This window comes from Janthinobacterium sp. MP5059B, from assembly GCF_001758645.1.
GTDB classification, from domain to species: domain Bacteria; phylum Pseudomonadota; class Gammaproteobacteria; order Burkholderiales; family Burkholderiaceae_D; genus Janthinobacterium; species Janthinobacterium lividum.
In genome coordinates, this window is the sequence record NZ_LRHX01000009.1 from 68,375 (window position 1) to 89,625 (window position 21,251).

18 protein-coding genes are annotated in these 21,251 nt (G+C 62.2%); 11 read left to right on the forward strand and 7 right to left on the reverse strand.

Annotation, left to right across the window (positions count from 1 at the left end):
- Window positions 1–61 precede the first annotated feature (61 nt).
- Both JAB1_RS12230 and JAB1_RS12235 read left to right on the forward strand, forming a co-directional pair.
- Window positions 62–1,768, forward strand: coding sequence for a methyl-accepting chemotaxis protein (locus JAB1_RS12230; RefSeq protein ID WP_070280113.1), 1,707 nt, complete (start codon window positions 62–64; stop codon window positions 1,766–1,768).
- A 174-nt stretch (window positions 1,769–1,942) separates the two neighbouring features.
- Window positions 1,943–5,281, forward strand: coding sequence for an AAA domain-containing protein (locus tag JAB1_RS12235; protein ID WP_254672070.1), 3,339 nt, complete (start codon window positions 1,943–1,945; stop codon window positions 5,279–5,281).
- 90 nt (window positions 5,282–5,371) lie between these two features.
- Here JAB1_RS12235 and JAB1_RS12240 read toward each other — a convergent pair whose 3' ends face one another.
- Window positions 5,372–6,838: a heavy metal sensor histidine kinase gene (locus JAB1_RS12240; protein ID WP_254672071.1), complete on the reverse strand. Its 1,467-nt coding sequence runs from the start codon at window positions 6,836–6,838 to the stop codon at window positions 5,372–5,374.
- Entirely contained in the window at window positions 6,835–7,545 is a 711-nt protein-coding gene (locus JAB1_RS12245; RefSeq protein ID WP_070280115.1) for a heavy metal response regulator transcription factor, read from the reverse strand. The genes JAB1_RS12240 and JAB1_RS12245 overlap by 4 nt, the downstream gene beginning before the upstream one ends.
- A 138-nt stretch (window positions 7,546–7,683) precedes the next feature.
- Between JAB1_RS12245 and JAB1_RS12250 the strand changes: the two genes are divergently transcribed.
- Window positions 7,684–8,178, forward strand: coding sequence for a heme-binding protein (locus tag JAB1_RS12250; protein WP_070280116.1), 495 nt, complete (start codon window positions 7,684–7,686; stop codon window positions 8,176–8,178).
- A gap of 11 nt (window positions 8,179–8,189) precedes the next feature.
- On the forward strand, window positions 8,190–8,600 hold the full coding sequence (uraH, locus tag JAB1_RS12255; RefSeq protein ID WP_070280117.1) for a hydroxyisourate hydrolase: 411 nt from the start codon (window positions 8,190–8,192) through the stop codon (window positions 8,598–8,600).
- Between the two features lie 7 nt (window positions 8,601–8,607).
- Here uraH and JAB1_RS12260 read toward each other — a convergent pair whose 3' ends face one another.
- Window positions 8,608–9,306: a glutathione binding-like protein gene (locus JAB1_RS12260; protein ID WP_034781272.1), complete on the reverse strand. Its 699-nt coding sequence runs from the start codon at window positions 9,304–9,306 to the stop codon at window positions 8,608–8,610.
- A gap of 177 nt (window positions 9,307–9,483) precedes the next feature.
- Between JAB1_RS12260 and JAB1_RS12265 the strand changes: the two genes are divergently transcribed.
- On the forward strand, window positions 9,484–9,909 hold the full coding sequence (locus JAB1_RS12265; protein WP_070280118.1) for a hypothetical protein: 426 nt from the start codon (window positions 9,484–9,486) through the stop codon (window positions 9,907–9,909).
- Window positions 9,910–9,913: 4 nt separating this feature from the next.
- Here the strand turns inward: JAB1_RS12265 and JAB1_RS12270 are convergent, their stop codons facing one another.
- A complete protein-coding gene (locus tag JAB1_RS12270) occupies window positions 9,914–11,566 on the reverse strand; it encodes a methyl-accepting chemotaxis protein (RefSeq protein WP_070280119.1) in 1,653 nt (550 codons plus the stop codon).
- A gap of 288 nt (window positions 11,567–11,854) precedes the next feature.
- On the opposite strand from JAB1_RS12270, the gene JAB1_RS12275 reads away from it, so the two are divergent.
- Window positions 11,855–12,283, forward strand: a complete 429-nt coding sequence (locus JAB1_RS12275; protein ID WP_070280120.1) for an EamA family transporter — start codon at window positions 11,855–11,857, stop codon at window positions 12,281–12,283.
- Between the two features lie 73 nt (window positions 12,284–12,356).
- The gene (locus JAB1_RS12280) at window positions 12,357–12,722 is read left to right on the forward strand and encodes a hypothetical protein (RefSeq protein WP_034781254.1); all 366 of its coding nucleotides are present in this window, start codon (window positions 12,357–12,359) and stop codon (window positions 12,720–12,722) included.
- A gap of 112 nt (window positions 12,723–12,834) precedes the next feature.
- Here JAB1_RS12280 and JAB1_RS12285 read toward each other — a convergent pair whose 3' ends face one another.
- On the reverse strand, window positions 12,835–13,260 hold the full coding sequence (locus JAB1_RS12285) for a hypothetical protein (protein WP_034781252.1): 426 nt from the start codon (window positions 13,258–13,260) through the stop codon (window positions 12,835–12,837).
- A gap of 171 nt (window positions 13,261–13,431) precedes the next feature.
- Here JAB1_RS12285 and JAB1_RS12290 point away from each other — a divergent pair, with 171 nt between their 5' ends.
- The gene (locus JAB1_RS12290) at window positions 13,432–14,274 is read left to right on the forward strand and encodes a helix-turn-helix transcriptional regulator (RefSeq protein WP_254672072.1); all 843 of its coding nucleotides are present in this window, start codon (window positions 13,432–13,434) and stop codon (window positions 14,272–14,274) included.
- A gap of 54 nt (window positions 14,275–14,328) precedes the next feature.
- On the opposite strand, the gene folE is transcribed toward JAB1_RS12290, so the two are convergent.
- Window positions 14,329–14,895: a GTP cyclohydrolase I FolE gene (gene folE, locus JAB1_RS12295; protein ID WP_034781250.1), complete on the reverse strand. Its 567-nt coding sequence runs from the start codon at window positions 14,893–14,895 to the stop codon at window positions 14,329–14,331.
- Window positions 14,896–14,969: 74 nt separating this feature from the next.
- Entirely contained in the window at window positions 14,970–15,809 is an 840-nt protein-coding gene (gene nudC / locus JAB1_RS12300) for an NAD(+) diphosphatase (protein WP_083299706.1), read from the reverse strand.
- A gap of 291 nt (window positions 15,810–16,100) precedes the next feature.
- Here nudC and JAB1_RS12305 point away from each other — a divergent pair, with 291 nt between their 5' ends.
- From JAB1_RS12305 to JAB1_RS12315, 3 genes are all read left to right on the forward strand, one after another.
- Window positions 16,101–18,446, forward strand: a complete 2,346-nt coding sequence (locus tag JAB1_RS12305; RefSeq protein WP_070280121.1) for a catecholate siderophore receptor Fiu — start codon at window positions 16,101–16,103, stop codon at window positions 18,444–18,446.
- Window positions 18,447–18,830: 384 nt separating this feature from the next.
- Window positions 18,831–20,144, forward strand: coding sequence for a dicarboxylate/amino acid:cation symporter (locus JAB1_RS12310; protein ID WP_034781235.1), 1,314 nt, complete (start codon window positions 18,831–18,833; stop codon window positions 20,142–20,144).
- Window positions 20,145–20,252: 108 nt separating this feature from the next.
- A complete protein-coding gene (locus tag JAB1_RS12315) occupies window positions 20,253–21,245 on the forward strand; it encodes a porin (RefSeq protein ID WP_070280122.1) in 993 nt (330 codons plus the stop codon).
- The last annotated feature ends 6 nt before the right edge of the window (window positions 21,246–21,251 follow it).

Here is a 21,251-nt window from a genome sequence, read left to right on the forward strand (position 1 = left end):
ATAAACCCGTAGCCCTGGCTTGTCCGACGTTTTCCCTCACTTCCGCAATACGAAAGCAATCATGTCACTCACACAATTCAAAATCGGCACAAGGCTCGGGATCGGGTTTGCTGTCGTTCTCGGCCTGCTAGTAGCCGTCTTGCTCGTCGGCCTGTATTCCATGGGGCAACTGAGCGCGCGCACGCACGACATCGTGGCCGACAAGAACGTCAAGATGGCGGCCGCCAATACCATGAGCGACAACGTGCGCAACATTACGCTGGCGATCACGAGCATCGTGGTGGCGCCGACGGAAGCGCTGGTGCAGGCGGAACTGGCAAAGATTGGCGAAGCGCGCAAGAAATATGGTGCCGCCAAGGAAACCTTGCAAAAGAAAATCTCGACGGACAAGGAAACGGCACTGATGGCCGAGCTGGACGCTGCACTGAAATCGGGCGCGCCGCTGAACAACAAGGTCATCGAGCTGCGCAATGCGGGCCAGACGGAAGAAGCGATCGCCTTCTTGACGCAGCAGGCGGCACCGAGCCTGAAGCGCGTGCTGGGCGCGCTCGACAGCCTGGTCGCGTATGAAGGCGAGCAGGCGGCGCAGGCGGCGACGGATGCCGAGACGCTGAGCGCCAGCGCGCGCGCCTCCATGATTGCCCTGGGCAGCGTGGCCGTGCTGCTGGGCGCTTTTGTTGCCTGGATCATCACGCGCTCGATCACCCGCCCCATCAATGCAGCCGTGGGCGTGGCCGAAACCGTGGCCTCGGGCGACTTGTCGTCGCACATCGTCGTCAATTCCAGCGATGAAACGGGCCGCCTGCTGGGCGCCCTGAAAGCCATGAACGACAGCCTGTTGGGCGTGGTGGCGCAAGTGCGCAACGGCACGGATGCGATCTCCACGGCATCGAGCGAAATTGCCGCCGGCAACCTCGACCTGTCGTCCCGCACAGAAGAGCAAGCCAGTTCGCTGGAAGAAACGGCGTCGGCCATGGAAGAGCTGACCTCGACCGTGAAGCAGAACGCGGACAATGCGCGCCAGGCCAACCAGCTGGCGAAAAGCGCGTCGGAAGTGGCCGTGCGCGGCGGCAGCATCGTCTCGCAAGTGGTCGACACCATGGGCACCATCAACGAGTCGTCGAAGAAGATCGTCGACATCATCGGCGTCATCGACGGCATCGCCTTCCAGACGAATATCCTGGCCTTGAATGCGGCCGTGGAAGCGGCGCGCGCGGGTGAGCAGGGCCGTGGCTTCGCCGTTGTGGCAACGGAAGTGCGTAATCTTGCCCAAAGATCCGCTGGCGCAGCGAAAGAAATCAAGGAATTGATCGCCGCGTCCGTCGCCAACGTGGACACGGGTTCGCGCCTCGTCAATGAAGCGGGCCAGACCATGGGCGACATCGTCGACAGCATCGTGCGCGTGACCGACATCATGGGAGAGATTACTTCCGCCACGCACGAGCAGACCATCGGCATCGAGCAAATCAACATGGCCATTGCCCAGATGGATGAAGTGACGCAGCAAAACGCGGCCCTGGTGGAAGAAGCAGCGGCCGCTTCGCAAAGCATGCAAGAGCAGGCGGGCGAACTGGCGCACGTGGTGGGTTTCTTTAAAACCGGCAACCATGTCGCCAGCGCACCCAAGCTGGCGCCTGTGCGCGCCGCACCGGCAGCGCCCGCCATCGCACGCCCCGCCGCCAAGCCCGCACCCGCGCGCAAGGCTGTCGCGGCCGCGCCGGCACGCCGCAGCAATGCTGCCGCCGAGAGCGAATGGGAAGAGTTTTAACCAATAGCAACGTCCTCCCCACGGGAAAGCCAGGCAGGAAGTTGCTGCCTGGCTTTTTTTCGTCCGCAATCACCACTTTTTTTGCGGCAAAGCCCGCGCAATAGGCAAAAGTGCAAAACGTGCACCGCGCATACGCTTTACAATCCTCGCTCGCTTTACAAAATATTGGTCATCATGAATCAGGCAGAACAGCAGCGCCTCCTGGCTATCCTGGAGTATTGGCACAAGATCGAATTCTTTATCCCGTTTGACCTGAATCAAATCACGGACGTTGAAGACCAGTCCACCGTGCGCCTCCTGCACCGCGAACAGCTGGCGCAATTGCCGCTGCAGTTCGCCACGCAATGGCAAGTGCCGTCCGACCGCGAGATCGACGGCTTCTCGCTGTTCCTCGGCGTGTTCGACAAGGCCGAAATCAACAAGGCCTGTCCGCCGGCCAATGGCCCGGAAAACATTGCCGAAACAGAAAAAACAGAACTGCTGGGACGCTCGTGCTTTGCCCGCCTGAACCTCAATGCGCTGGGCGAGCCGCAATTCGACCCCGTGTCCGTCTCGACCTTGCCGTGGGCCCTGGGCCGCGCCCGCACGCCGGACTGGTCCGGCCTGAACCTGGATGCCTTCAGCGACAGCCAGCTGGCGCTGCAGGACAGCTTGCGCAACTTCGCGGCAAGCCGCGCGCCGCAGCAAGTGACGGACGAGGCAGGCAATGTCTCGTCGCCCCTGTCCGGCATGGAAATCGCGGCCCTGGCCGACCTGCTGCGCGACTGGGCCGGCTTCCACCCGTCGGCAGGCCAGCCGCTGGCCGTGCTGGAATTGCGCACGCGCAAAAAACGCGCCGCCGTGACGGAAGCCGATGCGCTGGAGTCCAGCCAGAACCGCAGCCTGGACTTTGGCGACGCGGTGGAACCATCGATCGATATCCTCAACAGTTTTTACCTCGACGACCTGGAGCAAATCATCCGCGCCTTGCGTGGCGGCAAGCTGCCGGCCACCGTGGCCGCCTACCTGACGCCACTGGCGCAGGATGAACGCATCGACCTGTACAGCCCGGCCGGACGCCAGGCGCTGGCCGCCATGCTCAATCCGGCCAATATGAACCGGGGACACTGGCTGGAAGACGCCAGCTACGCCATGAGCCTGATGCAGCAGTTCGCCATCCACGGCGCGCGCACGGGCTTGAACGAGCGGGGCATCTTTTCCGTCAACGGCCCGCCGGGCACGGGCAAGACAACCTTGCTGCGCGAATTGTTCGCCGACAACATCGTGCGCCGCGCCAGCGTGCTGTCCTGTCTGGACCGCGCCGGCGACGCCTTCATCGGCAAGGTGGCAGTGGCCTTCGAAGGCGTGCGCGACCCGATTACCATCGCCCGCTTGCGTCCGGAACTGACGGGCTTTGAAATGGTCGTCGCTTCGTCGAATAACGCGGCGGTGGAAAACATTTCCGGCGACCTCCCTAAACCGAAGCAGCTGGGCAAGGAATGGGCGCGCACGCGCTATTTTGAAAGCGTGGCGCGCCGGGTCGTGGCCGATGGCAATGGCGCCAACCGCGCCTTGGGCGAGGCGGAAGCGCCATGGGGCTTGATGTCCTGTGCGCTGGGAAACAGCGCGAACCGCCGCCGCTTCGTCAGCAATTTCTATGACGACGACTGGGACAAGAGCACGGCGCGCAAGACGCCGAATGTGCAAAATATCCGCCAGTGGCTGGCCAGCTACCAGGGCGTCAGCTTCGCCCAGGCGGCGCGCGAGTTCCGCGAGACGGAACACGTGGTGGAAAAGGCCCTGGCCGAACACGCCCAATACGCGGCCCTGTGGCAAGCCGTGGGCACTTGCACGGAAGCAGACTTCATGCAGGCCAGCCAGCAAGCGCTGATTGCTGCCGAGCAAGAGATGGACGCGGCGAATGGCGCCCTGGCCGCCGCGCTGGCACAGCAGGACACATTGCTCGCCAGCAAGAAGGAATTGCTGGAAGAAGAACGCCTGGTGGCGCTGACGCAGCCGGGCTTCTTTGCCCGGCTGTTCCGCACGGCGCCGGCGCGCGCCTTCAAGGATGCCGTCGTCGCCAACGCGGAAGCGCAGCGCCAGGCCGCGCGCGACGTGTCCGCCATCAAGCTGCTGCTGAAAGGCGAACTGGAGCCGCGCTGCGAGCGCGCCCGCAACAGCCTGCACATCGCGCTGCGCACGGCGCAATCACGCCAGCGCGAATGGGATGACAGCACGGAACTGCTGCGCCGCGCGCGCATGCGTTTCCCCACCATCATCGCGCCGGCGACCCTGGACGAGCTGGACGGTGACGCCCTGCAAATTGGCGGCCTGTGGCATGAACCGGCCCTGGCGCGCCTGCGCTCGCGCCTGTTCGCCAAGGCCCTGGCCCTGCATGAAGCGTGGCTGGCCGAGGTGGCAAAAAAGGGTGGCCCCGGCTTTGGCGGCAACTTGCTGGCCGTGTCGAAATTGCTGAAAAACAAGCGCGCCTACGACCAGTCGCACATCGCCATGGTCTGGCACAGCCTGTTCATGGTCGTACCCGTCGTGTCGACCACGTTTGCCTCGTTCGCGCGCCAGTTCCAGGGCATGGGCCCCGAATCGCTGGGCTGGCTGTTCATCGATGAAGCGGGCCAAGCACCACCGCAAACGGCGCTGGGCAGCCTGTGGCGCGCCAAGCGCGCCGTCGTCGTGGGCGACCCGCTGCAGATCGAACCCGTCTTCACGGTGCCGGGCCGCCTGGTGCAAACCTTGTCCGCCCTGTCGCCGCACACGCGCGATGGCAGCTATGCGCCAACCTCCGTTTCCGTGCAGACCCTGGCCGACAAGGCCAACCGCTACGGCGCCGTGGTCGGCGCCAACGGCGAAAAACCCTTGTGGATCGGCAGCCCCCTGCGCGTGCACCGCCGCTGCGTGGAGCCGATGTTTTCACTGGCCAACAGCATCGCCTACGAGGACAAGATGGTCTACGGCTTGAGCGAACGCACGCCGCCGGATGGCGCGCGGGGACTTACGCGGGGCCCCAGCCGCTGGATCGACGCCGTCGGCGCCGTCAGCTACAAGCAGGTTGTGCCCGTGCAGCTCGACTTCGTGCTGGAAGTGCTGCTGAAACTGTACCGCCGCGACGGCAAGCTGCCCGACATGTATGTGATTACGCCGTTCAAGGCCGTACGCAACGAATTGCGTTCGCGCATCGTCGACATGGACTGGGACCGCCGCCTCGGCTACGGCAAAGCGCCGACGGCGCGCGAATTGCGCCAGTGGAGCAGCCAGATGGTGGGCACCGTGCACACCTTCCAGGGCAAGGAACAAAGCGTGGTGATGCTGGTCCTCGGCGCCGATGACAGCACGGTAGGTGCCGCGCAGTGGGCGGCGGCCACGCCGAACCTGCTCAACGTGGCCCTGACGCGCGCGCAGCATTACGTGTACATCGTCGGCAACCCGTTGCTGTGGGGGCAGTTGCCACACTTTGCGCCAGCGTGTGCGCAACTGGCGCATACGGGCATGCATGAGTTTTTGGTGGAAATGGGCTGACGGCCCCGAGACCATACGGGACCACGTAATCCGACAATATTATTGACGGCTCTTGTCGGATTACGCTTGGCTTCGCCTCGCTAATCCGACCTACCCTGTGCCGGAATGCGGCGTAGGTCGGATTAGCGTAGCGTAATCCGACACCACCCCAGTCAATTGCGCCGGAAAAACCAGGGTAAACGTCGTGGCGGCCGCGTCGGACGCCACGGTCGCGCTGCCGCCGTGCAGCTGCATGATGGCCGTGACGATGGCCAGGCCCAGGCCCGTGGAAGCGGCCGAATCGCTGCGGGCCGGGTCGGCGCGGTAGAAACGCTCGAACAGGTGCGGCAAGTGGCGCGCGGGAATGGCGGGGCCGAGGTTGCTCACGCTCAATTCCACACCCTCGTTCGTCGCATGCGAGCGCAGCAGAATCGTGCTGCCTGGCGCCGCATGGCGGATCGCATTCGACAGCAAATTGCCCAGCGCGCGGCGCAGCAGTTGCGGCTCGGCCGTCACATTGCCGCTGCCGTGGCAAGCCAGCGCCAGCTCGCGTTCTTCGGCCAAGCCTTCAAAGAAATCCGCCAGCCTTGCGAACTCGTCCTGCACGGGCAAGACTTGCTTGACGAGCACCATTTCATCCTGCTGCGCCCGTGCCAGGAACAGCATGCTGTCGATCATGCGCGACAGCCGCTCCAGCTCTTCCACATTCGACGAGACCAGCTGCTCATAGTCTTGCGCGCTGCGCGGTCGGGCCAGCATGACCTGGCTTTGCCCCAGCAGATTGGTGACGGGCGTGCGGAATTCATGCGCCAGGTCGGCGGAAAACTGCGACAGCCGCGCATAGCCTTCCTGCAACCGCGCCAGCATGGCATTCAAGGCATGGATCAGCGGCAAGAGCTCCGTCGGCGCACCGCGTGCATCGAGTTGCTGCTCCAGCTTGCCCGGCCGCACGAGGGCCGCGTGGGCGGCGATATTGCGCAGCGGCCGCAATCCCCGCAGCAGCATCACGCTCGACAACAAAGCCGCCACCAGCGCGCTAACGGCGACGGACACGACGATCTGCCAGCGGTAGGCGGCAAACATGGCCGTGCGGTCGCCGTAGACCCGGGCGACGGATATGTCGGCCATCTGCGCCGGGTCGCCAATGCGCGCGCTGGCCGCCACCACCCTGGCCGGATAACCGTCGCGGCTGGTCCAGCTGACGATGGCGCTGTCCGTGACGGGCGCATCGACGGCCACGGGAACAGGATGCGCCACCGTCTCGCCGTTTGGATTGACATCGATCAAACGCGTGCCATCGGCGCGCACGATGCGGACCAGGGAATTTTCTTGCCCGCTCATGGTGTCGCGGAAATACTGGGGCCGCTCGCGGATGATGTCGAGGGTGCCCGCATTGCCCAGCAGTTGCTGGATCTGCCGCAGTTTTCCCAGCAACAAAATGTCATCGCGGCGCTCGATTTCCGCGACGAATGAACGGTACAAATGCATGCCCAGCCCGGCCGACACGAGCGCCACGATCAGCACGAACACGAGCGTGACGCGCAGGGTCAGCGAGCGGCGGAGTTGCGCCAGCTTCATTGCGTGGCGCCGCTGTCCGGCACGGTGAGCGCGCGCAATTCGCAGACATAGCCCATGCCACGCAAGGTGTGGATCAGTTTGGGTTCGAACGGGTCGTCGAGCTTGCTACGCAGGCGGCGGATGGCCGCGTCGATGACGTTGGTGTCGCTCTCGAAATTGATGTCCCACACTTGCGAGGCGATGATGGAGCGCGACAAGACCTCGCCCTGACGCCGCGCCAATAAATGCAGCAAGCCGAATTCCTTGGCCGTCAGGGTGATGCGCTGGCCTTGCCGGCTGACCTTGCGTTTCATCACGTCGATTTCCATGTCGCCGATACGGATCACGTCGTCCTCGCGCGGCGGCCCGCGCCGCAGCAAAGTGCGGATGCGCGCCACCAGTTCGGCAAAGGCAAACGGTTTCACCAGGTAATCGTCGGCCCCCAATTCCAGCCCTTTGACCCGGTCCTGCACTTCGTCGCGCGCCGTGAGGAAAATCACGGGCACGTCCGCACCGCCCTCCTGCAGCCGCAGCGCACGCAAGACTTGCCAGCCATCCATGATGGGCAGCATGACGTCGAGCACGATCAAATCGGGCGTGTCGCTACTGGCCATGTGCAGGCCGTCGCGACCGTTGCGCGCCAGGCTCACCGTAAAGCCGGACTCGGCCAGGCCACGCAGCAGGTAGTCGCCCGTCTTCGGTTCGTCTTCGATTACCAGGATACGCATGGCCACTTTCTAAAGAGAATATAAGACCATTCTACGCCGCGCGCAGAGCGCCGCGGATGATAAAAATGTCATGCGGCGATCATCTTCGCGTAGGGTAACACTGGCCATACTGGCGTCACTTGATTCCCTGGACGCCACATGAAAACCCTTCTTTTCGGCAGTACCCTGCTATGCCTGCTGGCCAGCCCCGTCCACGCGCAATTGCGCAGTATCAATGATCTGCCGCTGGCGGCAGCCAACAAGCTGGCCGATGCGGCCATGGCCGCTTGCCTGGCGCAGGGCCGGCATATCGTTGTTACCGTGCTGGACCGTGGCGGCAATGTCGTGACGGTGCAGCGCGCCGACGGCGTCGGACCGCACAACACGGAAGCCAGCCGGCGCAAGGCGTATACGGCGCTATCCACCAAGAGCGATACCTATGCGCTGGCCGTGGCGGCCCGCAACAATCCGGACATGAGTAATTTGACCACCGTGCCGGAACTGTTGCTGCTGGGCGGTGGCCTGCCCTTGCGAGCCCAGGGCGAAGTGGTCGGCGCCATCGGCGTGGCCGGTGGCGGTGGCGCGCAGCAAGACCGTGCCTGCGCCCAGGCTGCCCTGGCCACCATCCCCGAACTCGATTCCCCCACCCTTTGAAAGACACGACGATGACGTACCTGAAAAAGATCACCACCGCCCTGGCCTTCGCCAGCCTGTCCAGCATGGCCCTGGCCGCCGCCAATCCCTTGAGCGTGCACATCCTCGACTTGCAGAGCGGCCAGCCGACAGCGGGCGTGACGGTCACCCTGGAGCAAAAGAAAGGCGAAGGCTGGCAACAGTTGGCCAGCGCCGTGACGAATGCGCAGGGGCGCATCGCGGCCATGTATCCCGAGGATGCTCCCATGCAGGCGGGCGACTACCGCATCGTGTTCAAGACAGGCGAGCACTATGCGCGTCTGAAACAGGAAACCTTCTTCCCGGAAATCCCCGTGCAATTCCACGTGGAAAAGACCGACCAGCACTATCACATTCCCTTGCTGCTCAGCCCTTTCGGTTTTTCCACTTACCGAGGAAACTGACCGTTGATCACGCCACCGTCTTCGCCGTCTGCCCGAACAGCACGCTTTTCGCGTCGCCGCTGACGGTGGGCTGCACATTGATTTCAGCCGCCCGCGCATACGCGCGCACGGTGGCGGGACGGGCGGCAATGGCAGCGAACCAGCGCGCCAGGTGCGGGAAATCTTCCAGCTTCTGGCGCTGGCGCTCGTGCGGCACGATCCACGGGTAGATCGCCATGTCGGCGATGGAATAGCTGTCGCCGGCCACGAATGCGCGGTCCGCCAGGCGCTTGTTCAGCACCCCGTATAGCCGGTTCGTTTCGTTGACGTAGCGCGTGATGGCGTAGTCGATGGGTTCGGGCGCATATTGCACGAAATGGTGGTTTTGCCCGGCCATGGGGCCAAGGCCGCCCATTTGCCAGAACAGCCACTGCATCACTTCGGCGCGTCCCCGCACATCGTCCGGCAGGAATTGCCCGCTTTTCTCGGCCAGGTATTGCAAAATCGCGCCCGACTCGAACAGGGACAAGGGCGCGCCGCCATCTTCCGGCGCCTGGTCGACGATGGCGGGGATGCGGTTGTTCGGCGCGATGGCGAGGAATTCGGGCTTGAACTGCTCGCCCTTGCCGATATGCACGGGAATAATGTTGTAGGGGATGCCCGCTTCTTCCAGGAACATCGTCACTTTGTGCCCGTTGGGCGTGGTCCAGTAATACAGGTCGATCATCGTGGTCTTTCCAGATAGATAAGTAGGGCAGGCGGCCTCCGCATCACTATTGTCGCGCCGCAACTGATATGCATGGATATAATGCCACGTAAGCGAAAAACAAGACGGCGCAAGCATTCACTAGCGCCGTCACGCAGGCATCCCGACATTCCCGAGCACCAACCAAGAAAGCCGACCATGCGCAAACTCCTGATCGTCATGCTGTCCGTCCTGCTGTCAGGCTGTGTCCAGGACTTCGCCATCTACATGTTCGATGGACAGGACCATTCTCTGACCGTGCGCCGCCAGCAACGTTATTTTTGGCAAGATACCGTGGAAGTGCAGCTGATGGCGACCAATCTGCCGCAATGCCAGCGCCTGCATACCCTGTCGACGGATGCGCCAGCCGACATCACCGTCGAGCTGTTTGCCGCCGGCGATGGCATCTGGAATATCCGCATGGGCAAGCAGCTGTGGCAGGCGGAAACGAATACCTGCAATGCGCTGACGGAAATGGAAAACGACCCGAAAGCCGACCTGGGCCAGCCGGTCGGGCAATTCGTGGTCGTCGATGACAAGCTGGAATTCGAACCGGCGCCGCAGGCGGCGGCGCCAGCCCAATAAAGTCCTAGCGCGCCGCCAGGCTGCGCAGCGGCTTTTTCGCCACGGCGCGTGGCGCGCCAGCCGAACTTGCCGCCAGGCGCGGCGACGTCCCTGTCCCAGGCTCCTGCGCCGACAGCTTGAAGCGCGCCACCAGTTGCGCCAGCACGGCCGCCTGGTCCTGCATGCTCGACGCCGCGGCCGCCGCCTCTTCCACCAGTGCCGCATTTTGCTGCGTCACGCTATCCATCTCCGTGATCGCCTGGTTGACGTGGCCGATGCCCGTGCTTTGCTCGTGCGAAGCGGCCGTGATGTCGGCCATGATGTCGGTCACGCGCGAAACGGAAGCCACTACCTGATCCATGGTCGTGCCCGCCTGTGCGACGAGCGTGCTACCGGCCGCGATGCTGTCGACGGAAGCGCCGATGAGTTCCTTGATTTCCTTCGCCGCGCCAGCGGACCGTTGGGCCAGGTTGCGCACTTCCGACGCCACGACGGCAAAGCCGCGTCCCTGCTCGCCGGCGCGCGCCGCTTCCACGGCCGCGTTAAGCGCCAGGATATTCGTCTGGAAAGCGATGCCATCGATGACGCCGATGATATCGACGATCTTGCGCGACGAAGCATTGATGGTATCCATGGTGCCGATCACTTGCGCCACCACGGCGCCGCCCTGGCGGGCCACGGCGGAAGCGGACTGCGCCAGTTCATTCGCCTGCACGGCGTTGCCCGCGTTTTGTGTCACGGTCGAGGTCAATTCCTCCATCGAGGCCGCCGTTTCTTCCAGCGAACTGGCTTGCATTTCCGTGCGTGCCGACAAGTCCATATTGCCGCTGGCAATCTCGCTCGATGCCGTGGCGATCGTCTCGGCGCTGTGGCGGATTTCACTGATCGCATCGACCAGGTTGGCTTGCATGGTTTTCATTGCGTACAGCACGCTGTGGCGGTCGTTGGCATGCGTGCGCACGACGCCGCTCAAATCGTTATTCGCGATCTTTTCGGCCACGTCGGCCGCATACTCGGGATCGCCGCCCAGCGCATGGCGCAAGCTGCGGTTGATCACGACGACGACGGCGGCCAGCAGCGCGCACACGAGGACCAGCACGCCCAGCGAAGTCAGCAGCGACTGGCGGAAGGCCGCATCGATATCATCCATGTACACGCCCACCACCAGGGTCCAGGCCCATGGCTTGTAGGCCACCACGCGGCTCATCTTCGGTTCCGGGGTCTTCTGGCCGGGACGGGGGAAATAATAGTGGACGAAGCCCTTGCCCGCATCGGTCTTGCCGACGGCAACGATGTCGCGGTACAGATAAGTACCGTTGGCATCTTTAAAATCCGACATGTTCTTGCCATCGGTTTGCGGTGCGGCAGGATTCATCACGACGACGGCATCGAGGTTGATGATGGACAAATAGCCGGTTTCGCCGAAACGCATGCTCTTGATGACGGCCGTGGCCTGCTTCTGCGCTTCTTGCTTCGTCAAGGCGCCGCTGGCGGCCAGGTCGCCGAACATCTTGACGGCGCCCAGGCCCAGGTCGGCGGCATTGCTCAGGTCGGCGCTGCGCTCTTCGATGCGGATCTTGCGCACTTCCAGCGCGTTATAGACAAAAATAACGGTGATGCACAACAAGCTGCAAATCAGGGGAATCCATAACTTCTGCTGGAACGTCAATTTCTTCATGCTGTGTCTCCAACTATCTATTTGCGGCGATGGGGCGTGGCCCGCTTCCTGCCCGAGAGGTCAGGAATGCGGCGGCGACGGTGCTCTGGCGGCACCGTTCAGACTGCTTCAGCATACGCTCGAACGACCGATATTTACAATGCCGGGAAGCAATGAATTTTGCCCAGTGTTGTTAATGCGTTGCGACAATTGATGAGAATTGATGCTGCATTGCAATAAAAATGCGGCCAGCGGCCGCCGTTCTTTTGCGCTACAGTCACTGCCATTCCCCACCGCGCGAGGAGTCCCATGTCGACCACCATGAGCTGGCAAGGCTTTGCCATCCTGTCGGCCGTGTTCGCGGCCCTGACGGCCATCCTGGGCAAGCTGGGCGTAGCCCACCTGAACAGCAATATGGCCACCTTGATACGCACTGGCGTCATCCTGCTGGTGACGGCAGCCATCATCTCGCTGCGCGCGGAATGGCAGCGCCCGTCCGGCGGCAATTGGGTGGGCTGGACTTGCCTGATCGCTTCGGGCGCGGCCACGGGGCTGTCGTGGCTCTGCTATTTCCGTGCGCTGCAGCTGGGGCCCGTCTCGCTGGTGGCGCCCGTCGACAAACTCAGCGTGGCGCTGGTGATGCTGGCCGGCTGGCTCGTGCTGGGCGAACCGTTCACCGTGAAAGCGGCCATCGGCGGCGGCTTGATCGTGCTCGGCTCGCTGATTTTGCTGTTGTAATGCATTCCCCGGCACGCGGCGGCGCGCCTGTGTCAGAATGCACGCCGCATAGATCGAATCACGAAAGAACAGCATGACCAAGAATGAAGCCATGAAACGCATCAACGACCGCCTGGGCAAACCCACCCTAACGGACAAGAACACGCATTTTGCCAGCGTCGCCAGCTATGGCACGGACGAAGGCTGGTGGCTGAAGATCCCCTTCCTGACGTTCAAGCAGGAATTGCACTTCATCCTCAACAATGAAAAAACGAAAAGCTTCCAGCACCTGAAAATCGGCGCCAACCAGATCCTCAGCCCCGGCATGAAGTTCCGCAGCACGGGCGGCGCGGCCGACGCCTTCATGTCGGCCTCGGCGCCGAAACGCCTGGTCGACTTGCTCGACGGCGGCAGCAAGTACAACTTCACCAAGCATTTCGTCAACGACTATCGCTACTAGTCCCACCTGACCCAACCTGCTGCGCGTCGGTATAGGCAGCCTGCGATGCTCACCGTACTAGAGTACGGTTGCGCTTCTCGGCTACCTCTCCCTTCCGCTCGCGACGGTTTGGTCAGGCGTCGTGACGCCTTGTCGGATCATTGTGGGGCGGCAGCCACGCCCTGAGCAAATGCTGCGCGATGTCGAGCGCGTCGTCGCGGCTGGTGCCGAAATGCAGGGGATAGCCCCAGAACTTGCCGAACATCACGGCAAAGGCCTTGCCGGCCAGGCGCTTGGCGGCGCTCGGTTCGACCAGCACCATGCCCTGGATATACGCGCGGATGGCCGCCTTGTTCTGCTTCATCCATAGTGAAGCCCGCTTGCGCTCTTCCTGCGGGTGTTCATGCCCGTCCTCGTCAAAGCCTTCTTCGCTGAGGATGACAAACGCCTGGCGGCGCGCCAGCAGCGCGTCAAACTGGGCAAACAGAATATCGGGCTGGACAGGTGCTGCCTCGCGGCGCATCCAGACGAGGGGGAAAGTGGATAGATCAAGCTGCATGGTAATGACTCCTTCAAGGGGGTTGCCGTTCCTCCTCACCTTCATCAGAACACGGGCGGCGGCGGTTGCCGTTGAAGCGGGGCTGCGGATGCCCATACGATAGCGTTGGCAGCGCTGCGCGTCATTGCATAAAATAGCCACAATATTATTCAATCCAGCCAAAGTACTCCCATGCCCCATCCCCTCTTGCCCAGCATGCTGACGGCCCACCTGGGTCTGGACGACGACGCTTCCATCCTCGATTTCGACGTCGATGGCGTGCTGCGCCCCTTGCTGGCCGTGGGCCTGGCCAGCGTGCCCGAGGATGCGGAGCAGGCGCCGCATCAGCACCGCAAGGGGCAGTTGCTGTATGCCACGCGGGGCGTGATTCATTGCGAGGTGGAAAGCGGCGTGTGGATCGTGCCACCGCAGTGCGCCGTGTGGATACCAGGCGGTCTGATGCATGCTGCGCAGGGCGTGGGCGAGGCGGAATGTTATTGCCTGTTTATCGAGCCGGCCATGGCGCCAGCCTTGCCGGCCGTCTGCTGTACCGTGGCCGTTTCGCCCTTGCTGCGCGAACTGATCGCCAAGGCGGCCGGTTTTCCCACCCTGACCGTGCTGCAGGGCGCGCAGGAACGCCTCGTGCTCACTTTGCTCGACGAGCTGGCGGCCGCGCCCGTGGAAGACTTGCATCTGCCGATGCCGCGCGATGCGCGCTTGCGCTGCCTGGCTTCCCTGCTGCTGGCGCAGCCTGCCGATAAAAGTACCCTGGCCGCATGGGCCAGCCGCATCGGCATGAGCGAGCGCAGCATGACCCGGCAGTCACTGGAGGAAATGGGCATGAGCGTGGGCCGCTGGCGCCGGCAATTGCACGTCATCCTTGCCTTGCAACGGTTGGCGCAAGGGCGCAGCGTGAAAGCGGTGGCGCTGGAACTCGGTTATGAAAATACCAGCGGTTTCGTCACCATGTTCCGCAAGGCCGTGGGCAAGCCACCGGCGCGCTACCTGGCGGAACGGGAATCGAAGAGGCTATAAAACGCATAAAAAAAGGCGGCATATGCCGCCTTCATCTTGCATCGTCGCTGAAAATCAGACTTCGCGCGCCAGCGCCAGAAATTCCGTGCGCAGCGCCAGATTCGGCTGCATCTCGCCCAGCATGGCCGAGGTGATGGTTTCTTCGCCCGGCGTGCGGATGCCGCGGCTTTCCATGCACAGGTGGCGGCAGCGTACGACCACGCCCACCGATTTCGGTTCCAGCACTTCCATCAGGGCATTGGCGATCTGCATCGTCATGCGTTCCTGCACTTGCAGGCGCTTGGAGAAGCAATCGACGAGGCGCGTCAGTTTCGACAGGCCGACGATCTTGCCGTTGGGCACGTAGCCGATGGTGGCCTTGCCAAAGAACGGCGCCAGATGGTGCTCGCAATGGCTGTAGACGGGAATGCCGCGCACGACGATCAGCTCGTTGTACTGTTCCGCGCCATCTTCGAAGGCTTTCAGCAAATCCACCGGATCCTGGCCATAGCCGGACGTCCAGTGTTTCCAGGCTTTTGCCACGCGCGCCGGCGTTTCCAGCAAGCCAGGACGCTGCGGATCTTCGCCAAGGCTGCTGATCAACCGGCGCCAGTCGTTTTCGGAGAATTCTTCTTGAGACATGCTAAACCACCCTAAAATTTTCAATTGCCGCCAGTATATAGAAAATGCGGCAAGCTGCCCGAGCAGTCCCCGCTTTACGACACTGCCGGCGGACGGTGGGCGCCGACCAGCAGCGCGGAAATCGACACGCTTGAACTCGCTTCCGGCCACGCATCGCCGGGGCCGAACCAGCGCGCCTCGGCGATTTCATTCTCGTCGAGGCGAATCTCGCCATCGAGGTAATCGGCCGTAAACGCGATCATCAGCGAATGGGGAAACGGCCAGGATTGGCTCATGAAGTACTGCAAGTTATGCACGCGCAAGCCCACCTCTTCCATCACTTCGCGGTGCACGGCTTCCTCGATCGATTCGCCCGCTTCCAGGAAGCCGGCCAGCGGACTGAAACGCTGCGATGGCGAATGCTTGTGCATGGCCAGCAGCACCTGGTCGCCCTTGCGGATGAGTACCATCATGGCTGGCGAAATACGCGGATACGCGAGCATGCCGCAGGCGGCGCATGTGAAGCAGCGCTCGCCAGGCGTGCGCTGCATGGGCGTGGCGCACACGCCGCAATGGCGGTGCGTGCGCGCCCACTCGGCCAGTTGCGCGGCGCGGCTGGCCAGGCCCAGGAAAGCATCGTCGACGGAATTAAACAGTGAACGCATGCCGTGCCAGGCCAGAGTGCTATCGGCGGGCAACAGCTCCTCATCCGTCCAGACGGTCTGGCAATAACGGCCCTGCCACAGGCCCACGGGCTGAGCGCGGCTCAGGTCGATATCGAGCGCGGCCGCCTCGGCGGCAGTGGGCAGGGACAGCTCGAACGTGCGCAACAATAAACGTCCGCGGTGAAAGACGAATGTGAGCGTCTGCTCGGCGGCCGGGGCCGGTTCGGGCGCATCGATCAGGGGGACAAAGGCATCGGGAGTTTGCAGCATGCTTGGCAGAAATTTGTAAAGGTTGCTCATCATACTCCCGCCGGCGGACGCCTGCGCGCATAGCAGCGGCCAGGCCGCAAAGCAAGCATTCATGGGCCATGACAGTGTTTTTTTTACGGCACACCCAATCCGTTGCGTAAACGAGACTGATAACGATTCTCATTTACGAATGAGTGCCCAATAATTACAATGTCTGCCAACCCGTCCATCGCCAGCCACTTGCCCGCTTGCCACAGCACAGCGGCGCAGAGCCAGCCAGGAACCACTACCTGACCTTATCGAGAGAGCAAGATGGCAATCAAGAGCCGCAAACACGCCCCAACCCGTTTCAACCAGCACATCGGCGCCGCCCTGGCCGTGATGCTGCTGCCCGTCGCCGCCCAGGCGGCAGACCCGGCCGGCCAAAGCGCCCCCGCATCGCAGCAAACCCTGAACGAAGTCAAGGTCATTGGTTCCAAGGAAAACGACTTCAAGGCCGAAAAAGCCTCGTCGCCAAAATACACGGAAGAACTGGTCAATACGCCGCAAACCATCGTCGTGATCAAGAAGGAATTGATCGAACAGCAAGGCGCGCTGACCCTGACGGACGCGCTGCGCAACACGCCGGGCGTCGGCACTTTCTTCCTCGGTGAAAACGGCAACACCAACACGGGCGACGCCGTCTACATGCGTGGTTTTGATTCATCCGGCAGCATCTATGTCGATGGCGTGCGCGACGTGGGTTCCATCTCGCGCGACGTCTTCAACATCGAACAGATCGATGTATTGAAGGGCCCGGCGGGCACGGACAGCGGCCGCGGTTCGCCGACCGGCTCGATCAATCTGGTCAGCAAGACGGCCACCATGGAAAACAAATTCAATTCCCTGCTGACGGCGGGCAGCGGCAAGCAGAAACGCGCCACGGCCGACTGGAACCGCATCCTCGACAGCGATACCGGCACGGCATTGCGCCTGAACCTGATGACGCAGGACAGCGGCAACGCGGCGCGCGATGAAGTCAAGAACAAGCGCTGGGCCTTCGCGCCCACCGTCACCTTCGGTATCGGCAAGCCGACGCGCATCACGGCCAGCTACCTGCACGTGGATCAAAACAACGTGCCCGACGGCGGCGTGCCGACCATCGGCTTGCCTGGCTACTCGACGCCGGACGTCCCCACGAAGGACAAACCGATCATCCGCACCTACCTGAACAGCGCGGCCAAGGTCGATCCGAAGAATTTCTACGGTTCCACCTCGGACTACGACAAGATCAAGGCCGACATGGGCACCTTGCGCATCGACCATGATTTCTCGCCGAACGTGCAAATCCAGAACACCACGCGCTACGGCAAGACCCAGCAGGACTACCTGCTGACGGCCTTCATGGCCAACACCGCCAACCTGAATACGGACAAAGCTGGCGCAGTGAAAGACAATCCGTCGACCTGGACCCTGGCGCGCTCGCTGCGCACCGTCAAGGACCAGGAAAACACGATCCTGACCAACCAGACCGTGGTCAGCGCGCAATTCGACACGGGCGTGCTGAAGCATTCCCTCGTAGCCGGCGCCGAGTTCACCAGTGAAAAACAGACCAACTACAGCTATGTGCCCGCCAGCCTGGGTACCTTGCCGGCAGCGAACCTGTACAACCCGAATCCGCGTGACACCGTCACCGGCCATAACCCCGTACGCAGCGGCGCCTTCACGGAAGGCGAAGTCAATACGCAAAGCCTGTATGTCTTCGACACCATCAAGTTCGGCGACAAGTGGCTGTTCAACGGCGGCGTGCGCTTCGACCATTTCAATACCACGTATGACGCCATCACCCTGCAAACGGCCGTGACTGCGCCTGCGGTACAGCCATTGCCAGTGGGCACGCCGATTCCTACCCACCTGACCCTGAGCGACACCCTGGCCAACGGCAAGATCTCGGCCATGTACAAGCCGACGCCGGACAGCAGCGTGTACGCCTTGCTGGCCACGTCGAAAGCGCCACCTGGCGTCAACTTCGCCCTGAGCGCCGCCGCCAGCAGCGCGCAAAACCCGAACTATGACCCACAGGAAACCATCACCAAGGAAATCGGCACCAAGTGGGACTTCCTGAAGCAAAAACTGTCGCTGTCGGCCGCCGTCTACCAGACCACCGTCAAGAATGAAGTGGAGCAGGATCCGGTGATCTCGACCATTTATTACCAGACCGGCAAGAAGCGCGTGCAAGGCCTGGAACTGGGCGTGGTGGGCGAGATCATGCCGAACTGGCTGGTCAGCGCCGGCTATACCCGCATGAATACCAAGGTCGAGTCGAACAAGGTCTTCACGGCCAGCGGCGACAAAAACCTCACCTACACGCCAAAACAGGCGTTCACCAGCTGGACCTCGTACACCCTGCCGTTCGGCCTGAAAATCGGCGGCGGCGCGCGTTACGTGGGTGAAATGCTGCGCGGCACCGATGGCGCCGTCGGCACGCCGGCCCGCGTGGATGCCTACTGGGTCTTCGATGCCATGGCAACCTATACCGTCAACAAGAACCTCGACTTGCAGCTGAACGCCTACAACCTGGCCGACAAGACCTATGTGGCGGCCATCAACAAATCCGGCTTCCGCTACACCCCGGGCCAGCCACGTTCGTTCAGCCTGACGGCGAATATCAAGTTCTAACGTCAAGAGAACACGCATTGCGTCACATCAAGCCCCTCTTCGGAGGGGCTTTTTTATTGTCCTGCCAATCTTGTCTTTTTGGCGCACCGCCGCCCTGCCGCGACTAGCGTATGAAAAGTCATACAGCGATATCCCGCCGCGTCCAATATTTCGCGCAAGCATGCGAAGTTGCGACATCTAAACAACAAAAAAGCTTCCTTAAATCAACAACTTAAGAAGTTAGGTTCCAAATTCCCATTTCAGGCATATCCTTTGCTATGTACAGGTTTTGCTGCAAATAATCGCTGGCACGCAAGGGCTTGTTTTTGAGAAATATTGACTCCAAGCTTGAGTTGCTCGCTATCAATAATCCGCTCACAGCGGCGTTTCACCGGAGGAGTCAAAATGAAAAAGAAACGGCCATTAACCCTGTACATCCTGATTGCCATGATCCTCGGCATTGCCGTGGGCTATGGATGCAACACCGCCTTCCCTGATGCCAAGCTCAGCGCTCAGATCGCTGGCAATATTTCCATCGTCACCGACGTCTTCCTGCGCCTGATCAAGATGATCATTGCGCTGCTGGTGTTCTCCACCCTGACGGTCGGTATCGCCCACATGGGCGACGGCAAGACGGCGGGCCGCATCGGCCTGAAAGCCATGTGCTGGTTCGTCGTTGCCTCGCTGGTGTCGCTGGCGCTGGGCATGGTGCTGTCGAACCTGATGCAGCTGGGAACCAACCTGGGTTTGCCATTGCCGGACATCCACGCGTCGACGAATCTGAAAACGGCCGCCTTCACCTTGAAAGATTTCTTCACGCACCTGGTGCCGAAGTCGCCGATCGAGGCCATGGCCAACAATGAAATCCTGCAAGTGCTGGTGTTCTCGATCTTCTTCGGCGGCGCACTGGCCGGCCTGGGCGAATCGGGCAAGACCCTGACGGCCGTCGTCGACCAGCTGGCACAAGTCATGCTGCGCATCACCGGCACCATCATGAACCTGGCCCCGCTGGCCGTGTTCGCTGCCATGGCCTCCGTCATCACCACCCACGGCCTGGGCGTGCTGGTCACGTTTGCCAAGTTCATGGGCGGCTTCTACGTAGGCCTGCTGTGCCTGTGGGCCCTGCTGATCGGCGCCGGCTTCGTCGTCATCGGCCCGCGCATCTTCAAGCTGGTCGGCCTGATCCGCGAACCGTTCTTGCTGGCATTCTCGACGGCCAGCTCGGAAGCGGCGTATCCGAAACTGCTGACGGCGCTCGACCAGTTCGGCGTGGACCGCAAGATTTCCAGCTTCGTGCTGCCGATGGGCTACTCCTTCAATCTGGACGGTTCGATGATGTACTGCACCTTTGCCGTGCTGTTCATTGCGCAAGCCTATGGTATCGACCTGTCGATCGGCACCCAGATCACCATGCTGCTGCTGCTGATGCTGACCTCGAAAGGCATGGCCGGCGTACCGCGCGCCTCGCTGGTGGTGATTGCCGCTACCCTGAACCAGTTCAATATTCCGGAAGCGGGCCTGCTGTTGCTGATGGGCGTCGACCAATTCCTCGACATGGGCCGTTCGGCAACCAACGCGGTCGGCAATGCCGTCGCCACGGCAGTCGTCGCCAAGTGGGAAGGTGGCCTGGCCACCGAGGAAGAAGCAGCCGCGGCCAACGCGGCCAGCCAGAACACGGAAAGCCATTGGGGCGAAGCGGATCACGCTAGCAAAGCCTGATAGCGCCATGGCCCGCCACAAGCGGGCCATTTATTTGTTGTCCATGTTGAGTAACAAGCAGTCAGGTAGTGCGATCAGTAGTCATCCCAACTTATTAGAGAGATTTTCATGAAAAAAGTCCTGTTTACCCTGCTGGCCCTTGGCGCAGCTTCCGGCGGCGCGCTGGCCCAATCGAGCGTGACCATCTATGGCGTGGCTGACGCCGGCCTGGTGTTCGACAAGGATGCGGCTGGAGACCGCCTGAACCGCGTCGCTTCCGGCGTCGCTTCCGGCTCGCGCATCGGCTTCAAAGGCAAGGAAGACCTGGGCGGCGGCCTGGCCGCAACCTTCGTGCTGGAAAGCGGTTTCAATATCGACACCGGCACCTCGGGCCAGGGCGGCTTGCTGTTCGGCCGCCAGGCATATGTCGGCCTGACCGGCAGCGCCGGCGCCGTCACCCTGGGCCGCCAATATTCGCCGTACTACCTGGCCCTGCGCGACGTGGCCGATCCGTTTGTCATCGGCCTGGCCGGCACGGCATCGAACCTGATGGCGACGAATATCCGCGTTGACAACATGGTGCAATACACCACGCCAACCTATAGCCACCTGTCGGCCGACCTGGCGTATGGCTTTGGCGAAGTGGCTGGCGACAATGCGAAAAACCGCAGCATGGGCGGCGCCGTGCATTACATCGACGGTCCGCTGAACGTGACCCTGACGCACCACCGCAAGGAAAATGCGCTGGCGACCCAGCAAACGCGCAACACCCTGCTGGCCACGCGCTACGACTTTGGCGTATTGCAAGGTAACTTCGGCTACGCCGACAACCGCGCCCTCGACAACAGCAAGAGCAACGACATCCTGGTCGGCTTCAGCGCACCGTTCGGTGCCACCAAGCTGGTCGCGTCATACATCCGCCACAACGACAAGAGCAACCTGAACCGTGACGCCCAGCAATGGGCCATCGGCGCGTTCTACGCCCTGTCCAAGCGCAGCGACCTGTACACCGGTTACGGCCACATCAGCAACAAGAACGGCGCCACCTTCGTCGTCGGCAATGCCACCGACAATGGCACCGGCAACAGCGGCTTCAACCTGGGCATGCGCCATACCTTCTAAGGACGT

Excerpts from the sequence above, each read along its gene's own strand:
- JAB1_RS12230 (WP_070280113.1), top strand. The coding sequence starts at position 62 with ATGTCACTCACACAATTCAAAATCGGCACAAGGCTCGGGATCGGGTTT.
- JAB1_RS12235 (WP_254672070.1), top strand. The coding sequence starts at position 1,943 with ATGAATCAGGCAGAACAGCAGCGCCTCCTGGCTATCCTGGAGTATTGG.
- JAB1_RS12240 (WP_254672071.1), bottom strand. The coding sequence starts at position 6,838 with ATGAAGCTGGCGCAACTCCGCCGCTCGCTGACCCTGCGCGTCACGCTC.
- JAB1_RS12245 (WP_070280115.1), bottom strand. The coding sequence starts at position 7,545 with ATGCGTATCCTGGTAATCGAAGACGAACCGAAGACGGGCGACTACCTG.
- JAB1_RS12250 (WP_070280116.1), top strand. The coding sequence starts at position 7,684 with ATGAAAACCCTTCTTTTCGGCAGTACCCTGCTATGCCTGCTGGCCAGC.
- uraH (WP_070280117.1), top strand. The coding sequence starts at position 8,190 with ATGACGTACCTGAAAAAGATCACCACCGCCCTGGCCTTCGCCAGCCTG.
- JAB1_RS12260 (WP_034781272.1), bottom strand. The coding sequence starts at position 9,306 with ATGATCGACCTGTATTACTGGACCACGCCCAACGGGCACAAAGTGACG.
- JAB1_RS12265 (WP_070280118.1), top strand. The coding sequence starts at position 9,484 with ATGCGCAAACTCCTGATCGTCATGCTGTCCGTCCTGCTGTCAGGCTGT.
- JAB1_RS12270 (WP_070280119.1), bottom strand. The coding sequence starts at position 11,566 with ATGAAGAAATTGACGTTCCAGCAGAAGTTATGGATTCCCCTGATTTGC.
- JAB1_RS12275 (WP_070280120.1), top strand. The coding sequence starts at position 11,855 with ATGTCGACCACCATGAGCTGGCAAGGCTTTGCCATCCTGTCGGCCGTG.
- JAB1_RS12280 (WP_034781254.1), top strand. The coding sequence starts at position 12,357 with ATGACCAAGAATGAAGCCATGAAACGCATCAACGACCGCCTGGGCAAA.
- JAB1_RS12285 (WP_034781252.1), bottom strand. The coding sequence starts at position 13,260 with ATGCAGCTTGATCTATCCACTTTCCCCCTCGTCTGGATGCGCCGCGAG.
- JAB1_RS12290 (WP_254672072.1), top strand. The coding sequence starts at position 13,432 with ATGCCCCATCCCCTCTTGCCCAGCATGCTGACGGCCCACCTGGGTCTG.
- folE (WP_034781250.1), bottom strand. The coding sequence starts at position 14,895 with ATGTCTCAAGAAGAATTCTCCGAAAACGACTGGCGCCGGTTGATCAGC.
- nudC (WP_083299706.1), bottom strand. The coding sequence starts at position 15,809 with ATGCTGCAAACTCCCGATGCCTTTGTCCCCCTGATCGATGCGCCCGAA.
- JAB1_RS12305 (WP_070280121.1), top strand. The coding sequence starts at position 16,101 with ATGGCAATCAAGAGCCGCAAACACGCCCCAACCCGTTTCAACCAGCAC.
- JAB1_RS12310 (WP_034781235.1), top strand. The coding sequence starts at position 18,831 with ATGAAAAAGAAACGGCCATTAACCCTGTACATCCTGATTGCCATGATC.
- JAB1_RS12315 (WP_070280122.1), top strand. The coding sequence starts at position 20,253 with ATGAAAAAAGTCCTGTTTACCCTGCTGGCCCTTGGCGCAGCTTCCGGC.